General features: G+C 51.8%; 21 protein-coding genes. 12 read left to right on the top strand and 9 right to left on the bottom strand.

Annotated features, from left to right (window positions below; all coding sequences use genetic code 11):
- Nucleotides 1-55: 55 nt before the first annotated feature.
- The 3 genes from ACG2XO_RS14665 to ACG2XO_RS14655 all read right to left on the bottom strand — a co-directional run bounded on the left by ACG2XO_RS14665 (nucleotide 56) and on the right by ACG2XO_RS14655 (nucleotide 2,744).
- The gene (locus ACG2XO_RS14665; RefSeq protein ID WP_410498738.1) at nucleotides 56-1,366 is read right to left on the bottom strand and encodes a replication-associated recombination protein A; all 1,311 of its coding nucleotides are present in this window, start codon (nucleotides 1,364-1,366) and stop codon (nucleotides 56-58) included.
- Nucleotides 1,359-1,991, bottom strand: coding sequence for an outer membrane lipoprotein chaperone LolA (gene lolA, locus ACG2XO_RS14660; RefSeq protein ID WP_410498737.1), 633 nt, complete (start codon nucleotides 1,989-1,991; stop codon nucleotides 1,359-1,361). The genes ACG2XO_RS14665 and lolA overlap by 8 nt, the downstream gene beginning before the upstream one ends.
- Nucleotides 1,992-2,063: 72 nt before the next feature.
- Complete coding sequence (locus tag ACG2XO_RS14655) at nucleotides 2,064-2,744, bottom strand: OmpA family protein (RefSeq protein ID WP_410498736.1); 681 nt, start codon at nucleotides 2,742-2,744, stop codon at nucleotides 2,064-2,066.
- Nucleotides 2,745-3,160: 416 nt separating this feature from the next.
- Here ACG2XO_RS14655 and gyrA point away from each other — a divergent pair, with 416 nt between their 5' ends.
- The 7 genes from gyrA (at nucleotide 3,161) to ACG2XO_RS14620 (ending at nucleotide 10,660) form a co-directional block, all read left to right on the top strand.
- The gene (gene gyrA / locus ACG2XO_RS14650) at nucleotides 3,161-5,875 is read left to right on the top strand and encodes a DNA gyrase subunit A (protein WP_410498735.1); all 2,715 of its coding nucleotides are present in this window, start codon (nucleotides 3,161-3,163) and stop codon (nucleotides 5,873-5,875) included.
- A gap of 186 nt (nucleotides 5,876-6,061) precedes the next feature.
- Nucleotides 6,062-7,147, top strand: coding sequence for a 3-phosphoserine/phosphohydroxythreonine transaminase (serC, locus tag ACG2XO_RS14645; RefSeq protein ID WP_410498734.1), 1,086 nt, complete (start codon nucleotides 6,062-6,064; stop codon nucleotides 7,145-7,147).
- 19 nt (nucleotides 7,148-7,166) lie between these two features.
- Complete coding sequence (locus tag ACG2XO_RS14640) at nucleotides 7,167-7,373, top strand: hypothetical protein (RefSeq protein ID WP_410498733.1); 207 nt, start codon at nucleotides 7,167-7,169, stop codon at nucleotides 7,371-7,373.
- A gap of 15 nt (nucleotides 7,374-7,388) precedes the next feature.
- Nucleotides 7,389-8,465 (top strand): prephenate dehydratase, encoded by a 1,077-nt coding sequence (gene pheA, locus ACG2XO_RS14635; RefSeq protein ID WP_410498732.1) that lies wholly within the window; start codon nucleotides 7,389-7,391, stop codon nucleotides 8,463-8,465.
- A gap of 175 nt (nucleotides 8,466-8,640) precedes the next feature.
- Complete coding sequence (locus ACG2XO_RS14630) at nucleotides 8,641-9,213, top strand: TIGR00730 family Rossman fold protein (protein WP_410498731.1); 573 nt, start codon at nucleotides 8,641-8,643, stop codon at nucleotides 9,211-9,213.
- Between the two features lie 37 nt (nucleotides 9,214-9,250).
- Complete coding sequence (hisC, locus tag ACG2XO_RS14625) at nucleotides 9,251-10,351, top strand: histidinol-phosphate transaminase (protein ID WP_410498730.1); 1,101 nt, start codon at nucleotides 9,251-9,253, stop codon at nucleotides 10,349-10,351.
- Nucleotides 10,352-10,489: 138 nt separating this feature from the next.
- Nucleotides 10,490-10,660 (top strand): DUF3460 family protein, encoded by a 171-nt coding sequence (locus tag ACG2XO_RS14620; RefSeq protein ID WP_410498729.1) that lies wholly within the window; start codon nucleotides 10,490-10,492, stop codon nucleotides 10,658-10,660.
- Nucleotides 10,661-10,710: 50 nt separating this feature from the next.
- Here the strand turns inward: ACG2XO_RS14620 and ACG2XO_RS14615 are convergent, their stop codons facing one another.
- From ACG2XO_RS14615 to radC, 5 genes are all read right to left on the bottom strand, one after another.
- Nucleotides 10,711-11,196 (bottom strand): hypothetical protein, encoded by a 486-nt coding sequence (locus ACG2XO_RS14615; RefSeq protein WP_410498728.1) that lies wholly within the window; start codon nucleotides 11,194-11,196, stop codon nucleotides 10,711-10,713.
- A gap of 76 nt (nucleotides 11,197-11,272) precedes the next feature.
- On the bottom strand, nucleotides 11,273-12,472 hold the full coding sequence (locus ACG2XO_RS14610) for a branched-chain amino acid ABC transporter substrate-binding protein (protein ID WP_410498727.1): 1,200 nt from the start codon (nucleotides 12,470-12,472) through the stop codon (nucleotides 11,273-11,275).
- A 380-nt stretch (nucleotides 12,473-12,852) separates the two neighbouring features.
- A complete protein-coding gene (locus tag ACG2XO_RS14605; protein WP_410498726.1) occupies nucleotides 12,853-14,046 on the bottom strand; it encodes a branched-chain amino acid ABC transporter substrate-binding protein in 1,194 nt (397 codons plus the stop codon).
- Nucleotides 14,047-14,160: 114 nt separating this feature from the next.
- Nucleotides 14,161-15,138 carry a hypothetical protein gene (locus ACG2XO_RS14600; protein WP_410498725.1) on the bottom strand — a complete coding sequence of 326 codons (978 nt, stop codon included), beginning with the start codon at nucleotides 15,136-15,138 and terminating at the stop codon, nucleotides 14,161-14,163.
- A 55-nt stretch (nucleotides 15,139-15,193) separates the two neighbouring features.
- Nucleotides 15,194-15,868, bottom strand: coding sequence for a RadC family protein (gene radC / locus ACG2XO_RS14595; protein ID WP_410498724.1), 675 nt, complete (start codon nucleotides 15,866-15,868; stop codon nucleotides 15,194-15,196).
- 323 nt (nucleotides 15,869-16,191) lie between these two features.
- On the opposite strand from radC, the gene coaBC reads away from it, so the two are divergent.
- Together coaBC and dut are read left to right on the top strand one after the other, a co-directional pair.
- The gene (coaBC, locus tag ACG2XO_RS14590) at nucleotides 16,192-17,385 is read left to right on the top strand and encodes a bifunctional phosphopantothenoylcysteine decarboxylase/phosphopantothenate--cysteine ligase CoaBC (protein ID WP_410498723.1); all 1,194 of its coding nucleotides are present in this window, start codon (nucleotides 16,192-16,194) and stop codon (nucleotides 17,383-17,385) included.
- A 92-nt stretch (nucleotides 17,386-17,477) separates the two neighbouring features.
- Entirely contained in the window at nucleotides 17,478-17,933 is a 456-nt protein-coding gene (gene dut / locus ACG2XO_RS14585; RefSeq protein WP_410498722.1) for a dUTP diphosphatase, read from the top strand.
- 149 nt (nucleotides 17,934-18,082) lie between these two features.
- On the opposite strand, the gene ACG2XO_RS14580 is transcribed toward dut, so the two are convergent.
- Nucleotides 18,083-18,745, bottom strand: a complete 663-nt coding sequence (locus ACG2XO_RS14580; RefSeq protein WP_410498721.1) for a glycerophosphodiester phosphodiesterase — start codon at nucleotides 18,743-18,745, stop codon at nucleotides 18,083-18,085.
- A 63-nt stretch (nucleotides 18,746-18,808) separates the two neighbouring features.
- On the opposite strand from ACG2XO_RS14580, the gene ACG2XO_RS14575 reads away from it, so the two are divergent.
- The 3 genes from ACG2XO_RS14575 (at nucleotide 18,809) to ACG2XO_RS14565 (ending at nucleotide 23,534) form a co-directional block, all read left to right on the top strand.
- Nucleotides 18,809-20,986: a patatin-like phospholipase family protein gene (locus ACG2XO_RS14575; protein ID WP_410498720.1), complete on the top strand. Its 2,178-nt coding sequence runs from the start codon at nucleotides 18,809-18,811 to the stop codon at nucleotides 20,984-20,986.
- Nucleotides 20,987-21,001: 15 nt separating this feature from the next.
- Nucleotides 21,002-22,156, top strand: coding sequence for an iron-sulfur cluster carrier protein ApbC (apbC, locus tag ACG2XO_RS14570; protein WP_410498719.1), 1,155 nt, complete (start codon nucleotides 21,002-21,004; stop codon nucleotides 22,154-22,156).
- Nucleotides 22,157-22,292: 136 nt separating this feature from the next.
- Nucleotides 22,293-23,534, top strand: coding sequence for a cell division protein ZipA C-terminal FtsZ-binding domain-containing protein (locus ACG2XO_RS14565; protein WP_410498718.1), 1,242 nt, complete (start codon nucleotides 22,293-22,295; stop codon nucleotides 23,532-23,534).
- Nucleotides 23,535-23,589: the final 55 nt, after the last annotated feature.

Genomic DNA, 23,589 nt, shown 5'->3' with positions numbered 1-23,589 from the left:
ATAGCTCTGTGGCTTAGTTTGAGCTTGCTTTGCATGAAGATACATGTGGGTGTATCTAGCCATTTTTTTTGTGCCATAACTCATCAAGCATTTTCAAATGGCGTAATTTTTCCGCAATTTTGCTCTCCAGTCCGCGTGGTACGGGCTGATAAAACTGTGTGCCTTCCAAGCCTGCGGGAAAGTAATTTTCTCCCGCTGCGTAGCCTTCGGGTTCGTCATGTGCATAACGATATTCGCTGCCGTGGCCGAGCTGGCTCATTAGCTTGGTCGGTGCATTGCGCAGATGGATCGGCACTTCACGTGATTTATCGCCACTTACCAGTGCTTTTGCTGCTTTGTAGGCCATATAACCTGCGTTGGACTTTGGTGCGATAGCCAGATAAATCGCTGCTTGTGCAAGAGCGAGTTCGCCTTCCGGAGAGCCGAGCCGCTCGAAAGTCGTTGCGGCATCATTCGCAATTTGTAGTGCGCGCGGATCCGCCAGACCAATGTCTTCCCAGGCCATTCTCACTAGCCGACGTGAGAGATAGTTGGCATCGATGCCACCGTCAAGCATTCGCATCAGCCAGTACAGAGCAGCATCCGGATTCGAGCCGCGTACGGATTTGTGAAGAGCAGAAATTTGGTCATAAAACTGGTCGCCGCCTTTATCAAAACGCCGGGCATTATTGCTCAAGGTATTGGCTAGAAACTCGGCGTTGATGTGCGAGATTTGCGAAACGTGTGCCGCTTGCTGTAATTGCTCGACCAGATTGAGTAGGCGTCGGCCATCACCGTCGGCCATATTGCACAGTGCTTGCCTAGCATCGCTACTAATTTCGATCGCGCTATCCATTGTGGCTAAAGCGCGGTTAACAAGCTCGTTCAGATCCTTGTCATTCAAGGCGTGCAAAACATAAACTTGTGCGCGAGACAGTAGTGCCGAATTAACTTCAAACGACGGGTTTTCAGTAGTTGCACCAATAAAGGTCACCAGCCCAGATTCAACATAAGGTAGAAAAGCATCTTGCTGGGCTTTGTTGAAACGGTGGACTTCATCGACAAACAAAATCGTTCGTTTGCCTAGTGCTTGATATTGTTCAGCCAGCTCCATCGCCGAACGGATGTCTTTGACGCCGGAAAATACGGCAGATAGGGCGATCAGTTCGGCCGTAAATTCCCGTGCCAGCAATCGAGCCAGTGTCGTTTTTCCAACACCGGGCGGTCCCCATAAAATCATCGAATGAGCTTGTCCGCTGGCCAGTGCGAGTGCCAGTGGTTTTCCCGAGCCGAGTAAATGTTGCTGCCCGACAACATCTTTAGCGCGCTTGGGGCGCAGACGTTCGGCGAGTGGCTCATGCTTGGTTGTTTCAAATAAATCATTCACGAATGATATCGACCCCGGCAGGTGGCGTGAAATTGAAGGTTTGTGGTGCAATGGCCTGGTTGCGCTGAATTTTACTCAGATTGATGATTGTGGTTTGGTTGAAATGATCGTCCAGTTCCATCCGATCTAAAGCGCCGTTGATTAAACCGATTCTGATTTGTGAAAAGCTGGTGTCCTTGGACTTTGGGGTCAGAGCAACCCACTTTATGCCATTTTTTTCAGGTAGGGATTGCAGCTCAAAACGCTGATTGAGGTTGTTTTCACCACTTAAAATGGCAGCCGGACTGCTCTCTAATGCGTTGTTGGCGGCTTTGATTGTGACTTGGGCTAGATCGTGATCGTAAAGCCAGATCTGTTGGCCATTGCTGATAATGTCCTGATTGTAAGGGTGGACATAAATCCACTTGAATTTACCGGGACGTAATAGCTGAAATTGTCCGCTCGACTGCTCGGGTTTACCTGATTTTTTTTTGACTGTTTGATTGAAACTGGCGCTTAAGGTCTTGGTTTCCTTGAGGTATTTCTGCAGGTCTGCGATTGAGTCGGCATGTGCCGCTGGTGATGTAAGTAATAACAGCCATACAGTCAGCAATGAAAGGATGTGACAAATTTTTTTATGTTGCATCGCAGCTCAACCTTTTTAAAAACATGTAATAAAAAAAGCCCCGCTAGCGGGGCTTTTTTTTGTCTGCCAATGTTATTTCATTTCTACGGTAACACCAGTTACTTCAACTTCAACGCGACGATCAGGTGCCAGGCACTCAACCAATTGAGCGCGAGTTTTCTTAGAGTCTTTGATGTTGTTGCAAGTGTCGCCAGTCACTGGATTGGCTTCGCCACGACCTTCAGCTTTCAGCAAGTCAGCAGGTGCGCCTTGAGCAATCAGGTATTCACGAACAGTGTTCGCGCGACGCTCAGACAGTGCCTGATTGTATTTTTCTGAACCAATACGGTCAGTGTAACCAACGATCAGAGCAGAGCCTTCTTTTGGATCCAGTTTTTTAACTTCAACAACCAGAGCGTCCAGAGCGTCTTTGCCAGCTGGTTTCAGAGTTGCTTTATTGAAGTCGAACAGTGCGTCAGATTTCAATGTAAATTGTTTTTTCGTGGCTACTGGAGCTGCAGCAACTACAGGAGCTGGTGCAGGAGCGGCAACTACTGGTGCTACATAACCTGGGCAACCTTTGATTGTCTTGGCTTTTTCTGCCGTCCAAGAGCCAGTTTGCCAGCATTCACCAAGGCCATTTTTAACAACACCTTCAGGGTTTTCGGCAGAAACATTAGTGCCGTTGGTCACGTAAGCATCAGTTGCAGCAGATGCGCCAACAGAAGCAAAAGCCGCAACAAGCGCGAGAGAAGTAATAGATTGCTTGATCATACAAATGGTTCTCCGTTAATTAAAGCTTCAATTTATAAAACTTGTTCTACCCGAATCCACTGCCTGCATTGGCAATATAGATTGCTTAATCTGGAATCTAGCAGCAAAAGTTTGAATATTCAATCTGAAGAATCAGCCTTATTGCCGTAAATAGCCTTGAACAATTGGGTATGGGGCATGTCAGGAACATTTTAAGGGGAATCGTGCAAGAACGGCAACTTAATTTCTGTAAATTAAATTCACTTTTGCTTACGTGATGTGCTGGCATTGGTTGGGCGGGGGGGCTGTGTTAGAATCGCGAGCTGCTCTAAGTGGTATTTCGTCCATCCATTTTTGGATTGTATGCGATAGCGCTTGGCTCCTGGGGCCGACGCGACTCGACAGTCTGATACAAACTTAAAGAAAACGCCAAACGCATGTCCGAACAATTCAGTTTTGCCAAAGAAACCATTCCCGTTAGCCTTGAAGAGGAAATGCGGCATTCCTACCTCGATTACGCAATGAGCGTGATTGTGGGTCGTGCGCTACCTGATGTGCGAGACGGTTTAAAACCCGTGCATCGTCGTATTCTGTTTGCGATGCACGAAAGCAGTAATGTTTGGAATCGCCCGTATGTGAAGTGTGCTCGCGTGATCGGTGATGTGTTGGGTAAATACCACCCTCATGGCGATTCTGCGGCGTACGAAGCTTTGGTGCGGATGGCGCAGGACTTTTCCTTGCGCTACACACTGATCGACGGGCAGGGCAACTTCGGTTCGATCGACGGCGACCGCGCTGCGGCCTACCGATATACCGAGTGTCGCTTGGAAAAAGTATCTAGCGAGTTACTCGCCGACATTGACAAAGAAACTGTTGATTTCACGCCGAACTACGACGAGAAAGAGCTCGAGCCAACCGTTCTGCCAACGCGGATTCCGAATCTATTAATTAATGGCTCGTCAGGTATTGCAGTCGGGATGGCGACCAATATTCCGCCGCATAATATTACTGAAGTGATTGATGCCGCTTTGGCGCTGCTTGCTAATCCGGAAATGACGATTGACGAGTTGATCGACATTATGCCTGCGCCTGATTTTCCAACTGCCGGTATTATTTACGGTGTGCATGGCGTGCGTGAAGGCTATCGCACCGGCCGCGGTCGCGTCGTGATGCGCTCGCGTACCCATATTGAAGAGTGTGGTAAAAATGGTGATCGTCAGGCGATTATCGTCGATGAATTGCCATATCAGGTCAATAAAGCACGCCTGCTTGAGCGTATTGCCGAGCTGGTGCGTGAAAAAACACTCGAAGGTATTTCCGATTTACGCGACGAATCGGATAAATCCGGCATGCGCGTGGTGATTGAGCTCAAACGCGGTGAAATGACCGACGTTGTGCTGAACAATCTGTTTAAACATACCCAATTGCAGGACAGTTTCGGTATCAATATGGTCGCGCTGGTCGATGGCCAGCCGCGCTTGCTGAATCTGAAACAAGTCCTTGAATGCTTCCTCAAGCACCGCCGCGAAGTCGTGACACGTCGTACCGTGTTCGAATTGCGCAAAGCGCGCGAGCGCGGTCATGTATTGGAAGGCTTGGCAGTTGCCTTGTCGAACGTCGACGAGATGATCGCGCTAATTAAAGCGGCCGCTACGCCGCCAGAAGCCAAAGTTGCGCTGATGAGTCGCGAATGGCGCTCTGAGCTGGTCGAAGACATGCTGTCGCGCACCGATATCAATGCGTCGCGCCCGGATGGCCTTGGTGAAGAGTTTGGCCTGACGGGTACTGGCTATCGCTTGTCTGATGTGCAAGCGCAAGAAATCTTGCAAATGCGTTTGCAGCGCCTCACGGGTCTGGAGCAAGACAAGATCGTCGGCGAATACAAAGAAGTCATGGATAAAATCCTCGACTTGCTCGATATCCTGGCGCGTGCCGAGCGTGTGACCGAAATTATTCACAATGAATTGAGCGAAGTAAAAGCCAACTACGGTGATGTGCGTCGCTCTGAAATCGTTGCGCATGGCGAAGATATTTGTCTGGAAGATCTGATTACACCGCAAGATATGGTCGTGACGCTGACGCATGGCGGCTATATGAAAACCACGCCGGTGGAAGAATATCGCGCGCAAAAACGCGGCGGGCGCGGTAAACAAGCTGCGGCGACGAAAGACGATGACTTTATCGATAGTCTGTTTATCGCCAATACGCACGATTACATCCTGTGCTTTAGCTCGCGTGGTCGCGTGTACTGGCTCAAAGTCTACGAGTTGCCGCAAGGCGGTCGTACTAGCCGTGGCAAGCCGATTATTAATCTCTTGCCGCTGGAAGAGGGCGAGAAGATCAATGCGATCTTGCCGATCAAGGACTTTAGCGAAGACAAATACGTCTTTATGGCGACCGCCGATGGTACGGTGAAGAAAACCCCATTGACCGATTTCTCTCGCCCGATGAAGCGCGGCATTATCGCGATCAATTTGGATGAAGGTAATTATCTGGTTGGTGTGGCATTAACTCGCGGCGCGGGTGGTGCAGTGATTGAAGATGACGCTGCCGATGAAGATGTCATCATCGATGATGAGAGCGCGGAAGATACTGGCGATGCGGTTGGCATCGATGATGATCAAGTCATGCTGTTCTCCGATGCGGGTAAATCGGTACGCTTTAGCCAAAGTAAAGTGCGCCCAATGGGCCGTAACTCGAAAGGCGTACGTGGTATGAAGCTCGGTGAAGATCAGAAGGTGATCTCGCTGCTCGTCGCTAACTCGGATACCCAGATGGTGCTGACTGCCAGCAATGGCGGCTACGGCAAACGCACGCCAGTGGGCGATTTCCGCCTCTCAGGTCGCGGCACACAAGGTGTGATCGCGATGGACTTGACCGACAAGACTGGCTTGAAACTGGTTGCGGCGAGCCTGGTTGAAGAAAGCGACGACGTGATGCTGATTACCACTGGTGGTGTGCTGATTCGCACCAAGGTCGCGCAAATTCGCGAAACAGGACGCTCGGCACAAGGCGTGCGCCTGATTAATCTGGATGATGGCGAGCAATTGTCGGGTCTGGAAAAAGTCTGCGAACCGGAAGACGACGCTGAAGATGTTGAAGGCCAAATCGAAGGTCAGGCTGAAGCTTCTGGCGAAAGCACCAGCGAATAAACCCATGCTGTTAATGTGAGTTTTGCGGGGTATTGCCCTGCAATACTCTTTCCACGATAGTTTTGGCCCTATACCTGCGGTGTGTATGGTGTGCGTATTGCGTTCAGGGCTGCAGCTAGGATTGATCGTGTTAATTCACGAAGGCTGATGGCCATCGTGTCGTAATGAATGTGTAGAGATAGGCAAATGACCCAAGTATTTAATTTCTCCTCTGGCCCCGCCGTTTTGCCGCCCGAAGTATTACGCCAAGTGCAGGCTGAATTGCTCGATTGGCATGGCTCGGGCATGAGCGTGATGGAAATGAGCCATCGCGGCCCAGAGTTTGGCCAGATTCTGGCCGAGGCAGAAGCTGATTTGCGCACTTTGCTGGCCATTCCTGCCAATTACAAAGTGTTGTTCCTGCAAGGCGGGGCGCATCTGCAATTTGCGATGTTGCCGTTTAACTTTGCCAGCGCCGATAGCACCGTCGATTTCGTCAATACCGGTCATTGGTCAAAAGTGGCGATCAAAGAAGTTAACCGTTACGCCAAGGTCAATATCGCGGCGAGCAGTGAAGACAAAAATTTTAGCTATGTACCGGACGAAGCAACTTGGCAACGCAGTAAAGACGCCGCATTTTTGCACTATTGCAGCAATGAAACGATTGGTGGCGTTGAATTTAACTTCACCCCCAAATCGAACGGCGTGCCGCTGATTTGCGATATGTCGTCGAATATTTTGTCGCGCCCAGTCGATGTTAGCCAGTTCGGCATGATTTATGCCGGCGCGCAGAAAAACATGGGGCCATCAGGTGTGGCAGTGAGTATCGTGCGCGAGGACTTGCTGGGTAAGGCGCGCAGCGAGACACCCACGATGTTGAACTACAAAACCTTTGCTGATAACGGCTCGATGTACAACACGCCGCCATCGTTTGGGATTTATGTCGCGGGGCTGGTTTACAAGCATGTGCTGGCGCAAGGTGGTTTGGCGGCGATGGAAGCGAAAAATATCGAGAAAGCTAATGTGCTCTACGCGGCGATTGATGCATCGAAAGGTTTCTACCATTGCCCAACCGCCTTGGCGGATCGCTCACGGATGAATATTCCATTCACTTTGGCCGACAGCCAATTGGATGCCAAATTCCTCGCGGGTGCCGAAGAGCGTCATTTATTGCAACTGAAAGGCCACCGCTCAGTGGGCGGGATGCGCGCATCGATTTATAACGCGATGCCGTTGGCGGGTTGCCAGGCCTTGGCGGCGTATATGGCTGAGTTTGCGCAACAACACGGCTAATTAAAATAAGGGATCGACCATGGCTGGACAAGGTTCTGGCGGCAATGTGATTGCTGCACTGTGCAGTTTCTTTATTCCGGGCTTGGGGCAACTGCTGCAAGGTCGCTTGCTCAAAGCCGCGCTGATGTTTGTGCTGGCTGGTGCTTTGTGGTGGATTTTCATGGGCTGGATTATCCATTTGTGGTCGATTCTGGATGCAGCAAAATTTGATCCGGGTAAACATTGAGTTGAGTAAAAGCGGATGTCTGACGAACAATTATTGAAACAGCACCGTGACGCGATTGATGCGCTTGATGCGCAAATTCTGCAACTGATCAACGAGCGGGCCCGGCACGCGCACCAGATTGGCGTGATTAAAGGCAGTGGCGTGGTGTATCGACCCGAGCGCGAAGCGCAAGTGCTGATGCGGATTAAAGAGATCAACCAAGGCCCGCTGTCGGGTGAAGCAGTCGCGCGTTTGTTCCGTGAAATCATGTCGGCGTGTCTGGCGCTCGAAAAACCATTGACCATCGCGTATCTCGGGCCGGAAGGTACGTTTACGCAAGCTGCGGCGATCAAGCATTTTGGTCATGCAGCCAACACCTTGCCTTGCGCATCGATTGATGAAGTGTTTCGTGTCGTTGAAGCGGGCAGCGCGGATTATGCTGTTGCGCCGGTAGAAAACTCAACCGAAGGCGCAGTAGGGCGCACTTTGGACTTGATGGTCGGCAGTTCGCTGAAAATCTGCGGCGAAGTGGTGTTGCGGATTCATCATCATTTGCTGCGTGCCACTGACAGCATCGCCGGTATTGAGCGCGTTTATGCTCACGCGCAAGCGCTGGCGCAATGTCATGAATGGCTCAATCAAAACCTGCCAGCGCACGTTGAACGCATTTCGGTGTCGAGTAATGCCGAGGCTGCGCGGATGGCCAGCCTTGATCCAAGCTGTGCGGCAATTGCTGGTGATGCAGCGGCCGAAAAATACGTACTTAATAAACTCGCGCAAAATATCGAAGACGAGCCCAATAACACCACGCGCTTTCTGGTGCTTGGACAGCAATCTTCGGCGCGTTCGGGCAAGGATAAAACCTCGCTGGTCATTTCTGCGCCCAATCGCGCTGGCGCCCTGCATTCGGTTGCTGAACCGCTGGCGCGGCATGGCGTGTCGATGAGTAAATTCGAGTCGCGCCCAAGCCGGACAGGCTTGTGGGAATATGTTTTCTTTGCCGACGTCGAGGCGTATATCGACGACCAAAATATGCAGGCGGCTTTGGCAGAATTGCAACAGGTGGCTGCCTTCGTCAAGGTACTCGGCTCCTATCCTCAAGCTGTCATCTGACGGTGGAAAACTACTGCGAGGCACGATAACTACGTTTAAAAATGGCTCAAAATCCTCATGTACTCTGTGTACATTCCGGTTTTTCGTCATTTTTTGCCTTGTTCTCGTGTCTCTCGCTACGTTTTCCAAGAGCATGCACAAACTAAGTGCTCTAAAAATCTGAAAAAGGAAGCCTATGAAAGCCGTAACCGTATTTTGTGGTGCCCGGATGGGCGCGCGTGAAATTTATCGTGAAGCTGCGCAAACCTTGGGCAAAGAGATCGCCGCGCGCGGGATGACTTTGGTGTATGGCGGTGGTCATGTGGGTTTGATGGGCGCAGTGGCCGAAGCGGCGCTGCAAGCCGGTGGTGAAGTGATTGGCGTGATTCCGGAGTTTATGGTCGAGCGCGAACTCGGTTACGGCGCGTGTACGACGCTGGAAGTGGTCGATTCGATGCATACGCGCAAAGCGCGGATGGCTGAATTGACCGATGGTTTTATCGCCATGCCCGGCGGGTTTGGAACTTTTGACGAGTTGTTCGAAATCCTGACCTGGAGCCAGATTGGTCTGCACGCCAAACCGATTGGCCTGCTCAATACCAACGATTACTTTGTTCCGCTGCGCACTATGGTCGCTCATGCGGTCAATGAAGGCTTTGTTTCCGAGCGCGATGCGGGCAAATTATTGATGGCCAATGAATCGCTCGCTTTACTTGATTTGCTGCAGGCCACGCCAAGTCAGCACGCTGGCGAATGGTGGAAAACCTGAGCGCCAAGTCTGAACGTTTTTCTGATTGAGGATTTCCATGTCTCTTGCATCCCTTGCTCCTGATTACATCCGCGCGATTGCCCCTTATCAACCGGGCAAACCGGTTTCCGAACTGGCCCGTGAAATGGGGCTTGATCCGGCCACGATTGTTAAACTGGCTTCCAATGAAAACCCATTAGGAATGGGCGAGCTGGCGCGCGCTGCAATCGAGCGCGAACTGGCCGAGCTGGCGCGTTATCCGGATGGCAACGGTTTTGAGCTCAAGGCCAAAATTGCCGCCAAATTTGGCGTGAATCTGGATCAGATCGTGTTGGGCAACGGCTCGAACGACATTCTGGAAATGATCGCTCATGCCTTTTTGCAGCAAGGTGATTCGGCGGTGTTTTCCGAATATGCTTTTGCGGTGTACCCGCTGGCGACGCAAGCAGTTGGCGCTACGAATATTTGCGTTAAAGCGATCGATTACGGTCATGATCTTGATGCAATGCGCGCGGCGATTCGTTCGGACACCAAAGTGGTCTGGATTGCCAACCCGAATAATCCGACCGGCACTTTGGCGCGCCCGGGTGATCTGATCGAGTTTCTCGAGCTGTGCCCCAAAAACGTACTGGTCGTACTGGATGAAGCGTATACCGAATTTTTGCCGCGCGAAAAACGCAGCGATTCAATCGGCTGGCTGAAACAGTTTCCCAATCTGATCGTTGTTCGTACTTTCAGCAAGGCTTATGGCCTAGCCGGTCTGCGTGTCGGTTTTGCATTGGCGAGTGCGGAAGTGGCCGATATTCTCAATCGCATTCGCCAGCCGTTTAATGCCAATAGTTTGGCGCAAGCGGCGGCCTGCGCGGCGCTGGATGATCTGGACTTTCTGAAAAAGTCGGTCGAAGTCAATGCCGCCGGAATGCAACAGATCACCGAAGCCTTGCAGCAACTGGGGCTGAGTTTTATCGAAAGCTATGGCAACTTTGTCACTTTCCATTGTGGTGACGCCAAACTGCTCAACCAGTTCATGCTTGAGCGCGGCGTCATTGTGCGCCCGCTGGCTGGCTATGGCATGGTGAACAGCTTGCGCGTGTCGATTGGTTTGCCAGAAGAAAATGCGCGCTTTATCGAAGTTTTGCGTGAAGCGATGGAAGGTTGATTTTATGGTAGGGGGTATTGGCTGATGGACCAATTTGGATAAGGGCTTTCAGGCAATACATGGTGATGTATTTGATCGTCCACGATACCCTAGCATTCGCATATAATAGGCGGAATTTCTAATTTTGAGGTTGCTGAAATGATTGATCGCAATTACGTATCGGATTACACCAAATTCATGGAAAAATTCCTGCAGGAAAATCCGGAAGTCGCCAAAGGCCAGATCGAAGGCCGTGCGCTGTTGTGGGATAAAGAGCCCATCAATCTTGATGAGCGCAAACGCAACGAAGAATCTGAGCTGAAAAAATAATACGCAGGATTCAGGACATAAAAAAACGCTATCTTTGAGATGGCGTTTTTTTATGGGATAACGTATTTCCACGTGTCCACTTCAAAGTCATAGATGTGCAATGCGTATAGATGTTTTGAGTCGAGATAGCTGAGCATCGGCCTATTTTTCAGAAAGAAAAACCTTATCTTAATTGGTGATATGGAATTAGAGAAAGCAAGTTCTTCCAGAGTCCTGGGATAGTGATGATGTATGGCTTTGTAGGTTTGGATCTTCACAATAACTTGCTCTGCCTGCATTCTGTCTTGTTGTGCGCGGTATTCGTGAATGCCGATAACGAGCGCGTAGCCCACAATCCAGCAAAACAATTTAAGCCGTATTTCTTGCCACTGTGTGTGGCCACTGATGCATTTGACCAACTCAATGAAATAAGCAATTACTAAAAATGGCAGAATAAACCAGGCCAACATCAAGGCCTGCCGCTGATGAGCAATAAAGACTAGGCTAATACAGCCGATAAATGGTGAGTATTTTCGGATGGCTGAATCAAAGCTCATAAATTAACCATTTAAAGAAAAAGGAGGCCAGCGCCTCCTTTTTATCGGATCAAATCATCCGGATGAAGATGCTGGCTTATTTACCGCCAACGACTTCCAGTACTTCCCATTTGCCGCCTTTGACCGTATAGACAGTCACCGCGCCGTTTTTGATATCGCCTTTTTCGTCAAAAGAGATATTGCCGGTCGCGCCGCTGTATTCGGTTTTGGCCAGCTCAGGCAGGTATTTGGCTGGATCGCTTGAACCTGCTTTTTGCATCGCTGCAACCATGACTTTTACCGCGTCATAACAGAATGGTGCATAAAGCTGAACGTCGGTATTGAATTTGGCTTTGAATTTCTCAACAAAAGCTTTGCCGCCCGGCATTTGCTCGGTTGGTACGCCCGGAATCGAAGCAATCATGCCCTCAGCATCGGTGCCAGCCAGTTTGATGAATTCTGGTGTTTGGGTACCGTCGCCACCCATGACTTTGGCGTTGATGCCCAGTTTCTTAGCTTGCTTTTTCAATGGTGCGCCTTGTGCATCCATGCCACCGTAGAAAATCAGATCAGGTTTGCTGCCTTTGATGGTCGTCAGAATCGCGTTGAAGTCGGTTTCCTGATTGGTCGTAAATTCGCGACGAACGATCTCGGCGCCAGCGGCTTTCGCTGCCTTTTCAAATTCATCAGCCAGACCCTGGCCATAAGCGGTGCGGTCGTCAATGATCGCCACTTTTTTCGCGCCCAGTTTCACGGCGTATTCGCCCAGTACCTTACCTTGCTGTGCGTCGTTGGCCATTACGCGGAAAGCGGTTTTAAAGCCTTGTGCGGTGTAGGCAACGGCAGTGGCTGATGGGGAAATCTGCGCAAGACCGGCATCAGAGTAAATTTTTGACGCGGGGATTGTCGTGCCAGAGTTCAAATGACCAATCACGCCGGCGACTTTCTGATCGACAAAGCGCTGTGCTACGGTCGTTGCCGTTTTCGGATCGGCCTGGTCGTCTTCCGAAATCATTTCCAGTTTCATTTTTTTGCCAGCGATATCAACACCACCGGCTTCGTTGATTTCGTCAATGGCCATTTTGACACCATTTTCGTTGTCTTTCCCGAGGTGGGCGATATTGCCGGTCAGCGGACCTGCATGGCCGATTTTGATGACATCACCGGCAGGAGCGGCGTCAACTGCTGCTGCAGAAGCAGCACTGGCTTGTTCGGTAGTGGCGGCGGGTTCCTGTTGACCGCAAGCGGTCATCGCCAAAATGGCTGCAGTAATCAGGCTGTAACGAGCGATAGTCATTCGAGATTCCCCAAGAGAGTGGTTTGGTGAGACTGTTGTTCTGTTTGAACTAATGGTCTGCCGAAATGGCTGAACTCATTAGAAGCGACAAATATCAACGCTGCAATGCGCTCTGTTGAATAAGGAATATCCTGTAGTTGCATCGCAACAGTTTTAATAGTTTTTGATGGTAACAGTTTGATGATGACGCCCGGCGCACGTCCAAGGCACGTGCAAGCTGGATTGTTGCTGTGCAGCAAAGACAATGCAGTTGGTGCGAGCAAGTGCCTTGCCCGGTCTTGATGGCCGATGAAGAGTGTTTGTATTTCGCGACATTCAGCCGGTCTGAAATGAAAAAGGGAGCCATTGGCTCCCTTTGCTTGATGAATGATGCGGAGCGCTTATTTTGCGCCGCCAACCATTTCTGCCAGTTCCCATTTGCCATTTTTCACGACATAAATACCAACTGCCGCATTTTTAACGTCGCCTTTCTCGTCAAATGCAATCGATCCAGTCAGCCCTTGGTGTTCGATTTTGCTCAATACTGGCAGATATTTCGCCGGATCGCTTGAACCAGCCTGCTTCATTGCGGCCAGCAGAACCTTGGCTGCGTCATAGCTGTATGGCGCATAGACCTGAACATCGACACCGTATTTGGTTTTGAATTTTTCGTTAAACTCTTTACCGCTTGGCAACTGATCAATAGATTGACCCGCGGTTGAGCCGTAAGTGCCTTCTGCATCGGCTCCGGCCAGTTTGAGGAATTCGGGAGATTTGGTGCCATCGGCGCCCATCACGATGGCAGTCAGTCCCAATTTTTTAGTTTGCTTTTTAAAAGGCGCTGATTGAGCGTCCATGCCGCCGAAGAAAATCAGCTCAGGCTTGGCGCCTTTGATGCTGGTCAGAATCGCATTGAAGTCGGTTTCCTGATTGGTCGTAAATTCGCGTTTAACGATTTCTGCCCCGGCCGCTTTGACGGCTTTTTCAAATTCATCGGCCAGACCCTGACCGTAGGCGGTGCGGTCGTCAACAATGGCCACTTTCTTTACCTTGAGCGTGTTGACCGCATATTGGCCCAGTGCTTGACCTTGCTGACCATCGTTGGCAGTCAGACGGAAAGTGGTTTTATAACCTTGTGCGGTATACGCCAAGGCGGTGGCTGAAGGAGAAATCTGGGCAATCCCCGCGTCAGAATAGATTTTTGAAGCCGGAATGCTGGTGCCCGAAGTCAGATGACCAATCACGCCAGCAATTTTTTGATCAACGAAACGTTGCGCGACATTGGTGGCATTTTTCGGATCGGCCTGATCATCTTCGGCGACCAGTTCAACTTTCTTTTTGCTGCCGCCCAGATCCAGTCCACCTTCGGCATTGATTTCTTCAATCGCCATTTGTGCGCCGTATTCGACGTCTTTACCCAGGTGAGCAATATTGCCGGTCAAAGGTGCTGCCAGGCCGATTTTGATCGTATCGCTGCTACCGGCGCTTGTTTCAGTCGGCGCGCTGGCTTGGTCGGTGTCGACCGGCGTTTGCTGTTTGCACGCTGCAAGGCCGAGAATGGCGGCAGCAATCAGGGTGTAGGACGTAATTTTCATAGTGACTGTTCCAGAGCAAAATTGACGAGGCTGTATCTATACAAATGATGCAGGCTTGAATTCACTCAAGATACTAGGGTAATCCCGTATATTGTCTGGAATTTCGCTGAAAATTCAGATGCTCAGGTCTAATTGTTGCATCGTGCCGGTGTTGCCCTCGTCGCTGAGGTAAAGCCCGGTGCTGCGAAGCAAGCCGTAGTTCTGGTTCTGGGCGTTGTTCAAGGCAAAATCGGCGCGGGCATCAGCCAGATAGAGTGCACCAATTTTCATTTCGGTGAGCGATTTGAGCTGACCGGATTCGCTTTCGTCGTTCAACCACAATTTCAATTGGCCAAAAATGGCATCGCCGCTATCAATCCAGCCGTTCCGGTCGTCATCATATTGCTGCAAGTCGGCAAAGCCATTCCCGCTTTGAGTGCCGAACAATTCCTTGCCATGATTGATTTTGCCATCATGATTCAGATCGAGTGCCAGATAGGCGCTGCCAGTGTTAAGCCGGTGAACCGTTTCTGGATCACCATCCGCATCCAGATCAAAGCGGAAAGTCTGATCGGACAAAGTGGCGCTGGCCGCAGCGTAATTGATGACCAAGGGATCTTTTCTGGGGCGTGCCAGACTGCCGCTGGCGATATCGAGCGTGGTGGTCTGGCTGAAACTGCGACTCAGTGCCAGCTCGCTGCTAAAGCTGATGCTGCGGCCGTCGGCAGTTCGGATCGTGCCACTGGCGCTGAACTGCAGCTGTTCGGTTTCAGCTTCGTGCGAGCGATATTCGACCCGAACCCCGCCTTCAATAACTTGCATCGCAGGGGTATCTGGCTCTGGATCAGATTTAGCATGCTCTGTATCGATATACCTTAGCTGGATTTCTCCGCCGATCATAGACTCGACCAGTTGTTTGATCAGTCTGAGCCGGGGGTCGTTATTGACGATGTTTTCCTGCTCCTCAAGGATTCTGGCTGCGCTCGAAATTTCGACGGCAGCAGGCAGCGGCTCGAGGTGCGCTGGCTCGATGGTGATTTTCAGACTTTCACTTTGCTCGCGTTGAAACTGGCTTTGGGCGGCGAGGGCAAGATTGGATTCGACGATACGCATGATGCACACCTTTTAATCATGGGTGTACGTCATTTATCGACATAAAATCAATGCATTAAAGATGTCCCAGCTCGGCCAGCGAAACGATCTGATGAGCGGCGACGATGAAATGATCAAGCAGTTTGATCTCGAGCAGCTCCAAGCCGTGCTGCAACTGGCGGGTTAACAAAATATCGGCGCTTGATGGCTCGCTTGATCCTGATGGATGATTGTGCGCAACAATAATCGCTGCAGCATTATGCGCCAGCGCTTGTCGGGCCAGTTCGCGCGGATAGATTCTGGTTTCGTTGATTGTGCCTTTGAACAGCGCTTCGGCATGAATCAGGCAATAACCGCTATCCAGATACAGCGCGTGAAATTCTTCGTGCGCAATCCCGCGCAGCCGCAGGCGCAAAAAATCACGCACCGCAGACGGATTGGCAAACGACGCTTTTTGCTTGAGTTGTTCGGCCAGTGCGCGACGACTCATTTCAAGCACCGCCTGCATTTGCGCGTATTTGGCCGCGCCGATGCCGCTGATCGCATCAAAATCACCTAAATTGGCCTGAAACAGCGATTGCAGCGAGCCGAAATGAATCAGCAGCTCGCGCGCCAGATCGACTGCGCTTTTTCCTGCAATGCCGACGCGCAGAAAAATCGCCAGCAGCTCGGCATCGGACAATGATCCAGCGCCCTGAGCCAGTAATTTTTCGCGCGGACGCTCGTCCGCAGGCCAATCAGTAATCGACATATAGGTTTTGTTGACGTTAGTTTTGCGAATCGCGTTTGTGCTGGTTTTGGCCTGAAACAAGGCGTGAAACCTGAAGCATAGACAATTCTATGTGAAGGTTTTGCAACGCAGTGTCAGGCCAAAAACAGCCAAACCCGGAGGGCTGGGCGCTTTTTGTGACGACTCTGCGTTATTGACTGTTCACATAGAATGACTATGCATCGCAGTTAATGCCTTGATTCGTCGCAAAAATCGCTCCAGCGCGAGTGTAAAACTAACGTCAACAGAACCTAGTTATTTTTCGGTAAACTACGACCATTCTTTCTAGCAGAGGCGCGCCTGTTGTGAATTCAAGTCAGCAGAAAAAAATCGTACTTGGCATTAGCGGTGGTGTTGCGGCGTATAAATCGGCCGAACTGACTCGGCTACTCGTCAAGGCCGGTTATGACGTCCATGTCGTGATGACTGAAGCGGCGACGCACTTTGTTGGCCCGGTGACTTTTCAGGCTTTGAGCGGCAATCTGGTTTACAGCGATCAATGGGATGCGCGTCGGCCAAACAATATGCCGCATATCGATCTGACGCGTGGCGCCGCCGCCGTACTGATTGCCCCTGCATCAGCCGATGTACTCGCCAAGGTTGCGAACGGCCTATGCGACGATTTGCTGACGACACTGGTCGCTGCGCGCGATTGTCCGTTGTTTGTAGCACCGGCGATGAACCGGCAAATGTGGGAAAACGCGCCGAACCAGCGCAATATTGCGCAACTGCAAGCCGATGGCATCCAGATTTTCGGCCCCGGCAATGGCGAGCAGGCGTGTGGCGAAGTGGGCGATGGCCGCATGCTCGAAGCGCAGGAAATTTTCGAGCATCTGGAAGCGGCTTTGCAGCCCAAACTGCTCAAAGGCCAGCGTGTGCTGATCACCGCCGGGCCGACTTTCGAGCGCATCGACGCAGTGCGTGGCATTACCAATACCAGCAGCGGCAAAATGGGTTATGCGATTGCGCGGGCAGCGTATGAAGCCGGCGCAGAAGTCGTGCTGATTTCGGGCGAAACCGCATTGCCTACACCTATCGGTAGCCGCCGGATCGATATCAAATCCGCGCAGCAAATGCATGCCGCTGTTGAATCTGAAGTGGCTGCGAGCGATATTTTCATCGCCGTTGCAGCCGTCGCTGATTACCATGTGCTCAATGCATCCGAGCAGAAAATCAAGAAAAGCGCGCAACAGCTGACGATCACACTGGCGCCCAATCCAGATATTCTCGCCAGCGTGTCTACGCGAGCCAATCGACCGTTCTGTGTCGGATTTGCTGCCGAATCGGAAAACCTGCTGGAATTTGCCGAGGCCAAGCGCCGGCGTAAACAACTGCCTTTGCTCGTTGCCAATCTGGCGCAAAGCGCGATGGGCGCCGATGACAATGAAGTAATTCTGCTCGACGATCACGGCCAGACGCGGCTTGAATCGGCACCGAAAATCGACATTGCACGTCGGTTGATCACGCATATTGCCCGCTTGTGTCCTAGCGTGAAGTAATTAACCTGATAGATAGTAAATACCCTGGCTATGTATTTCTATAAAGATCAAGTACAGTAAGTTTTACGAAGATATACCCTTAGGAAAATAAAATGGCTCAACATGTAATGGACGTTAAAATTCTCGATGCCCGACTGAAAAACAATTTACCTGCGTATGCAACGCCGGGCGCCGCCGGACTCGATTTGCGCGCCTGCCTGGATGCGCCGCTTGAACTGGCTGCGGGGGCTACGACGCTGGTGCCAACCGGAATGGCGATTCATCTGGAAGACCCGAAGCTGGCAGCAATGATTCTGCCGCGCTCCGGCTTGGGGCATAAGCACGGCATCGTGCTCGGCAATCTGGTCGGTCTGATCGATTCGGATTATCAGGGGCAGCTATTTGTTTCGGTCTGGAACCGCAGCGCCAGCAGTTTCACGATTCAGCCGCTCGAGCGGATCGCCCAGCTGGTGATTGTGCCTGTGGTGCAGGTTCAATTTAATCTGGTTGACGAATTTACCGAATCGGATCGTGGCGATGGCGGGTTTGGCAGCACCGGTAAACACTGATGCTGGTTTGAGCCAAAGTCAGCGGCTAAGTGACCGTGCAAAAGTATTCCAGCAAGGCACCGAAGCCGCAGGCAGTACAAGTAGTACGGCAAGGCGAGGTAACGATGCTGGACGAGGTGGCCTCAGCTCAGGCCAAAACTTTTGGTTTACTACTTATCGAGCCCCAGGTAGTGCGGATGGTCGCTGATAATGCCTTGCAGCGGCCATTGCTTTAATTGCAGGTATTCTTCTGCATTCGCTGCGCCATAGACCCAGACCTTGATTCCCAGCTCGCTGCAACGCTCAATGATTTCATCGTTGCAAATTTCAAAATCGAGTACGACGTGATTTAGCCGGGCTTCATTGAGGTGAGCTCTTTCGATAAACGAGAGCGAAACCGGCGTGTGTGCCAGTAAAAAGGCGCAGTCGTAATTCGTCTGATGCGCCGCAGCCAGAGCCAGCGGGTGATGGAAGGAGCTGATCAGGCAGTGCTCCAGCCTCGGTAAAGCCTGCAGCACGGCCAGCGTGGCGGCGAGGCAATCGGGTGATTTGAGCTCGATATTCCAGTAGGCATCGGGAAACTGGATCAGCGTGTCAAACAAGCTTGGCACTTCATACTGCTGAATCTGGCTCAGTTCCCGCTGTGTCAGTTGCGACACGGCAACACCATTGTGTGCCAGACGGTCATGAAACAGTATGGCCACACCGTCACGGTCTAATCTGACATCAGTTTCGCATCCAGCAAACCCGCACTCCAGTGCCGCAGCAAAAGCGGCAATGGTGTTCTCGGGCTCTTGCTGGTGCCAACCACGGTGTGCAATGAGATAAGGCATTCGGGTACACTTCAGGCAATGTAAATAAGAAAAACCGTTAGAACTTCTGTTATAGGCCGAAAGATGATTTCATCGCGTCAATTTGTCACCTTGGCTTTGTTGCTGATCACCGGGCTGAGTGCGGCCAGCGAAACGCGTCCGCGCATCGGGCTGGTGCTGGGGGGCGGCGGCGCGCGTGGCTTTGCCCATATCGGTGTGCTCAAGGTGCTGGAAGAAAATCATATACCGGTCGATTGTATTGTCGGCACCAGTATCGGCTCCTTGGTTGGTGCGGCTTATGCCTCCGGGCGCAGTACCGGCGAAATGACGCAACGGATCAAAGACGCCGATTGGGACGATCTGCTCTCATCCCAATTGCCGCGCAAAGTAAATTCATATCGCAAAAAAGCCGATGATGCGCTGGCCTTGATTCCGGTTGAAGTGGGTCTTGCTGATGATCTGCAAGTCAAATTGCCGACCGCAGCGATCAGTACGCAAAAAATCGAGTTTTTCCTGCGCGAGCTGACTTATGCCGGAACAGCGCCCAATTTTGACCGGCTACCCATTCCTTACCGGGCGATTGCGACCGATCTGGTGACGGGGGATATGGTCGTTTTCAAGGATGGTGATCTGGTGACGGCAATGCGGGCCAGTATGTCGGTTCCCGGCCTGTTTCCGGCGGTTGTAACCAAAGAGCAGATTCTGGTCGACGGCGGTCTGGTTCGCAATGTGCCGGTCGATGTCGCGCGCCAGACTTGCGCCGATGTGGTGATCGCCATCGATGTCGGTTCTGCGCCACTCAAACGCGATGAGCTGAGCAGTCTGCTGTCGGTCGCCGATCAATATACCCGGCTGATGATGGTACAGAACGTTAAGCCGCAGCTCGAAAGCCTGAGTGAGCGCGACGTACTGATTACGCCGCAACTGGGCGCCTTAAGTTCGAGTGATTTTAAAAAGTCGACCGAGTTGATTGCTCTGGGCGAGCAGGCTGCGCTGGCGGCGCTGCCGCAACTGAAACGCTATGCCATTGCGCCTGCGTCATTTGAGCAATGGAATCTGGCTCGCCAGCAAAATCACCTTCAAAGCCGCCCAATTGGACAAGTGGTCGTGAAAGACCCGAAACTGGTCAATCCGGCAGTGCTGGAAAAAGCACTCGAAGTCCAAACGGGTGACGTACTGGATGTGGATCGTTTTCATGGCAATCTGGCTGAAATTTATGCGCGGGGTGATTTTAGCCAGCTCGATTACGAATTGCTGCGTCAGGGTGAAAATGACACTTTGACCGTGCTGCCAATTGAGAAATCCTGGGGACCCAATTATCTGAACTTTGGTATCGGCTTTGGCACCGACGGGCAGGGCGCGACACCGTGGAATATCAGCATGATGTATCGGCGCACCTGGGTAAATGACTTGGGCGCTGAATGGAAAACGATACTCAAACTGGGCTCGTCACAAATCGTACAGACCGAATTTTATCAACCTCTGCAGTTGAACGGATTGCTCTTTGTTGCACCGTACCTCTATTTCAAGGAAACACCGCTGGCGCTGTGGTTTGCTGGCAATCAGATTTCCAATTATGCCTATCAGCGTAGCGCTGCCGGTGTTGATATTGGTTCGACTGTCACCAAATATGGCGAGTTGCGCTTCGGCCCGGTCGCGAACCGGTATGAAATGCAGGAAGACATTGGTCCGCAAATTTTCACCCGTGGATCAACGCAAGACCTCGGATTGCGTGCCAGCCTGCTTTATGATCAGCTCGATAATTATTTCTTTCCGCGTCACGGCGATTACGTCAGCCTCAATGCTTATGCCTCTCTCAAAAGCGATGGGGATTTTGACGACTATGGCCGGTTTGGCATTGATATGAAAACGGCTCGTCCGGTTGGCGATGGTACGTTGATGCTCAGCCTGCGCGGCCAGGAAACGCTGGGCTCTGCGCCGCCTTACGTCGATACCCGCTGGCTGGGCGGATTTTTGAATCTGTCGGGTTATCGCTATCAGGAATTGCTGACCAATCGCTTTGTGTATGGTGCGGCACAATATTATCAGGCGATGCCCTGGCTGGCGCGCAGCTACTGGGGTGTGGCGCTGGAGACGGCCAGAACGTTTGATCGTCTCAATACCAGCGAGCATAAAGACTGGCGTTTCTCAACTGCAGCGTATCTGGCCTACGACAGTTATCTGGGGCCGCTCTATCTGGGCGCTGCCTACGGCGATAACAGCTTGTTGACGTATTACTTTATGCTCGGCAAGCAATTTTGATCTTGGCTTCAATTCATGAATTTATTTAATCGATTGCTGGGGCGCAAAGCCGCGGCAGATAGCACAGGAAACCTCATTGTGAGTGATATGCAACAAGGCATCGAATACGTACTTGCCACGCTGATTGACCCGGATACCGACAAAGATTATTGGAGCAGCAAAAATATCAAAAATCTGCAGTTTGCCGATGGTGCCGTGAGCCTGGATCTGGTGCTCGGTTATCCGGCACGCAGCCAGTTTGCGGCTCGCCAGACACAAGTTGAAACCGCGCTGGCCGCTGTGGACGGCGTCAAATCGGTGACCGTTCGCGTCAGCAGCCAGATCGTTGCGCATTCGGTCGCGCGTGGCATTCCATTGCAGCAAGGGATCAAAAATATTATCGCCGTTGCCTCAGGCAAGGGCGGTGTCGGTAAATCGACGACGTCGGCCAATCTGGCGCTGGCGCTGGCCGCTGAAGGTGCCAAAGTCGGCCTGCTTGATGCCGATATTTATGGCCCCAGCCAGCCGATGATGATGGGCGTTGCCGATCAGCATCCTGAATCAATCGACAATAAATACATCAAACCGATTGAAAAGTACGGCGTCTTGAATATGTCGATCGGTTTTCTGATCGATCCAGAACAACCTATGGTCTGGCGCGGCCCAATGGTCACGCAAGCCTTGACCCAGTTGCTGAACGATACGCTGTGGGGAGAGCTCGATTATCTGGTGATCGACTTGCCGCCGGGTACCGGCGACATTCAGCTGACGTTGTCGCAAAAAGTGCCGGTGACCGGCGCGGTGATCGTGACAACACCGCAAGATATTGCACTGCTCGATGCGCGCAAGGGCTTAAAAATGTTTGAAAAAGTCGGTGTGCCGATTCTAGGTATTGTTGAAAACATGAGCATGCATGTGTGCAGTAATTGCGGCCATATCGAGCCGATTTTTGGCCAGGGCGGCGGTGAAAAAATGGGCGCCGAATACGGTACCGAGCTGATCGGGCAGTTGCCGCTCGATTTGTCGATCCGTTTGAATGTCGATGCGGGCAAGCCGAGTGTCGTTGCTGACCCGGATGGTGAAATTGCTGCCATTTACAAAGCCATTGCGCGCAAAGTCGCGGTGAAAGTGGCGGCCAAAGCGCAGGATTTCAGCAGTAAATTCCCGAAAATCGTCATTCAGAATACATAAAATTTGTCCGGCTCTGCCGCCTGAGTGCAACGGAAAGTGGCAAGTCTGGTATGCTAGTCGCTGGCGGGTTTTGTTGCGTCGCAACACGGCTCGCCCGTTGTGCATATCACATCCAAGAATTGAGTAGAGAAAAACGATGACCGACACGCAACTGGGGGCTCTCATCATTGCCGGCGGCTTTGTTGGCGCGGTGTACGCCTACAATCTGTGGCAAGAATATCGCTATAAGAAACAGGCTAATAAAGCGTTTGCGCGCAATCAGGACGATGTGCTGATCAATACGCCGAAAAATATGGTCCGGCAGGGCGATTCGCAACGGCTTGAACCGGTACTGGTCGGCGCTGCGGCCGGTGAAGACCATGAAGTGGCACAGATCGACGAAGATCAGTATGCGCCTAGCAAGATTCGCTACGACGAAGATATGCCGGATGATATTCCTGATTTGCCGCCTTCATACCACCTTGCGTATGCGTCTGAACCCCAATATCAGCCTGATGTTGCAGGTTATACCCCTGATGTGGCTCTCGACAATGCTGAGCTGGACGAGATAGACGAAGGCTATCCTATTGCCGACGAAGTCCAGGATACCCCAGCGCTGAGTCTGATTGATTCGACGCTGGATTTCATTGCCGAAATCGAATCCGAACAGCCGATTATGGCCAGTGACTTGCCACCATTCCCGGCCAGCAAGCGCGTGCAGATCATCGGCCTGAACCAGCTCTCGCAATGGGAAGTGGTCAATACGACCAGCCGCAATCGCTATCAGCAGCTCCGGATTGCTTTGCAGCTGGCTGACCGGCAGGGGCCGATCAGCCAGGAATCACTGAACGCCTTTTATATGGGCGTACAACAATTTGCCGACGAGCAGGGCGCCAGCGTGGTGTTTCCGCAAAAATCGGCCAAACTCGCTGCAGCGCAGGCGCTCGATGAATTTTGCGCGTCGGTCGATGTGCTGATCGGCTTGAATCTGCCGGCCGGTGCAAGGCCGATTCCGATGGAAAAAGTCAGGTTGCACGCCGAACAGATCGGCATGGTGCGCGCCAACGACGGCACTTTCCAGTATCGCAATGCTGCGGGCAAGTTGCTGTTTGTGCTGGCCAATCAGGATCAGACCCCCTTGATGGCGACTTCCAAAGGGCTGACGTTGCTGTTTGACGTTCCGCGCGTACCCGGTGGCTTGCCGGTGTTTGATGCTTTGGTCGATTTTGCGCAAAGCCTGTCCAATTCGCTCGGGCTCGCGCTGGTCGACGACAATGGCAAAGCGCTCAATCCGCAAAGTCTGGCCAATATTCGCACCCAGCTGGCCGAGCTGTATGAGCGTATGGATGAACGCGGCATTGTTCCTGGGTCGGCAACGGCATTGCGCCTGTTTGCCTGAGTCGAGCTGATTTGAATATCGTAGGAGCGGGAGCACCTTACCGGCGGCCCATTCC

This window comes from Chitinibacter sp. S2-10 (assembly GCF_046530675.1).
Lineage (GTDB): Bacteria > Pseudomonadota > Gammaproteobacteria > Burkholderiales > Chitinibacteraceae > Chitinibacter.
This window is presented reverse-complemented; position numbering and strand designations above follow the sequence as displayed.

Coding starts and splice junctions, on each gene's coding strand:
- ACG2XO_RS14640 (WP_410498733.1), top strand. CDS start 7,167: ATGGCTGGACAAGGTTCTGGCGGCAATGTGATTGCTGCACTGTGCAGT.
- lolA (WP_410498737.1), bottom strand. CDS start 1,991: ATGCAACATAAAAAAATTTGTCACATCCTTTCATTGCTGACTGTATGG.
- ACG2XO_RS14655 (WP_410498736.1), bottom strand. CDS start 2,744: ATGATCAAGCAATCTATTACTTCTCTCGCGCTTGTTGCGGCTTTTGCT.
- ACG2XO_RS14610 (WP_410498727.1), bottom strand. CDS start 12,472: ATGACTATCGCTCGTTACAGCCTGATTACTGCAGCCATTTTGGCGATG.
- ACG2XO_RS14600 (WP_410498725.1), bottom strand. CDS start 15,138: ATGCGTATCGTCGAATCCAATCTTGCCCTCGCCGCCCAAAGCCAGTTT.
- gyrA (WP_410498735.1), top strand. CDS start 3,161: ATGTCCGAACAATTCAGTTTTGCCAAAGAAACCATTCCCGTTAGCCTT.
- ACG2XO_RS14565 (WP_410498718.1), top strand. CDS start 22,293: ATGACCGACACGCAACTGGGGGCTCTCATCATTGCCGGCGGCTTTGTT.
- hisC (WP_410498730.1), top strand. CDS start 9,251: ATGTCTCTTGCATCCCTTGCTCCTGATTACATCCGCGCGATTGCCCCT.
- dut (WP_410498722.1), top strand. CDS start 17,478: ATGGCTCAACATGTAATGGACGTTAAAATTCTCGATGCCCGACTGAAA.
- ACG2XO_RS14580 (WP_410498721.1), bottom strand. CDS start 18,745: ATGCCTTATCTCATTGCACACCGTGGTTGGCACCAGCAAGAGCCCGAG.
- serC (WP_410498734.1), top strand. CDS start 6,062: ATGACCCAAGTATTTAATTTCTCCTCTGGCCCCGCCGTTTTGCCGCCC.
- ACG2XO_RS14620 (WP_410498729.1), top strand. CDS start 10,490: ATGATTGATCGCAATTACGTATCGGATTACACCAAATTCATGGAAAAA.
- apbC (WP_410498719.1), top strand. CDS start 21,002: ATGAATTTATTTAATCGATTGCTGGGGCGCAAAGCCGCGGCAGATAGC.
- ACG2XO_RS14615 (WP_410498728.1), bottom strand. CDS start 11,196: ATGAGCTTTGATTCAGCCATCCGAAAATACTCACCATTTATCGGCTGT.
- ACG2XO_RS14630 (WP_410498731.1), top strand. CDS start 8,641: ATGAAAGCCGTAACCGTATTTTGTGGTGCCCGGATGGGCGCGCGTGAA.
- pheA (WP_410498732.1), top strand. CDS start 7,389: ATGTCTGACGAACAATTATTGAAACAGCACCGTGACGCGATTGATGCG.
- ACG2XO_RS14605 (WP_410498726.1), bottom strand. CDS start 14,046: ATGAAAATTACGTCCTACACCCTGATTGCTGCCGCCATTCTCGGCCTT.
- ACG2XO_RS14575 (WP_410498720.1), top strand. CDS start 18,809: ATGATTTCATCGCGTCAATTTGTCACCTTGGCTTTGTTGCTGATCACC.
- radC (WP_410498724.1), bottom strand. CDS start 15,868: ATGTCGATTACTGATTGGCCTGCGGACGAGCGTCCGCGCGAAAAATTA.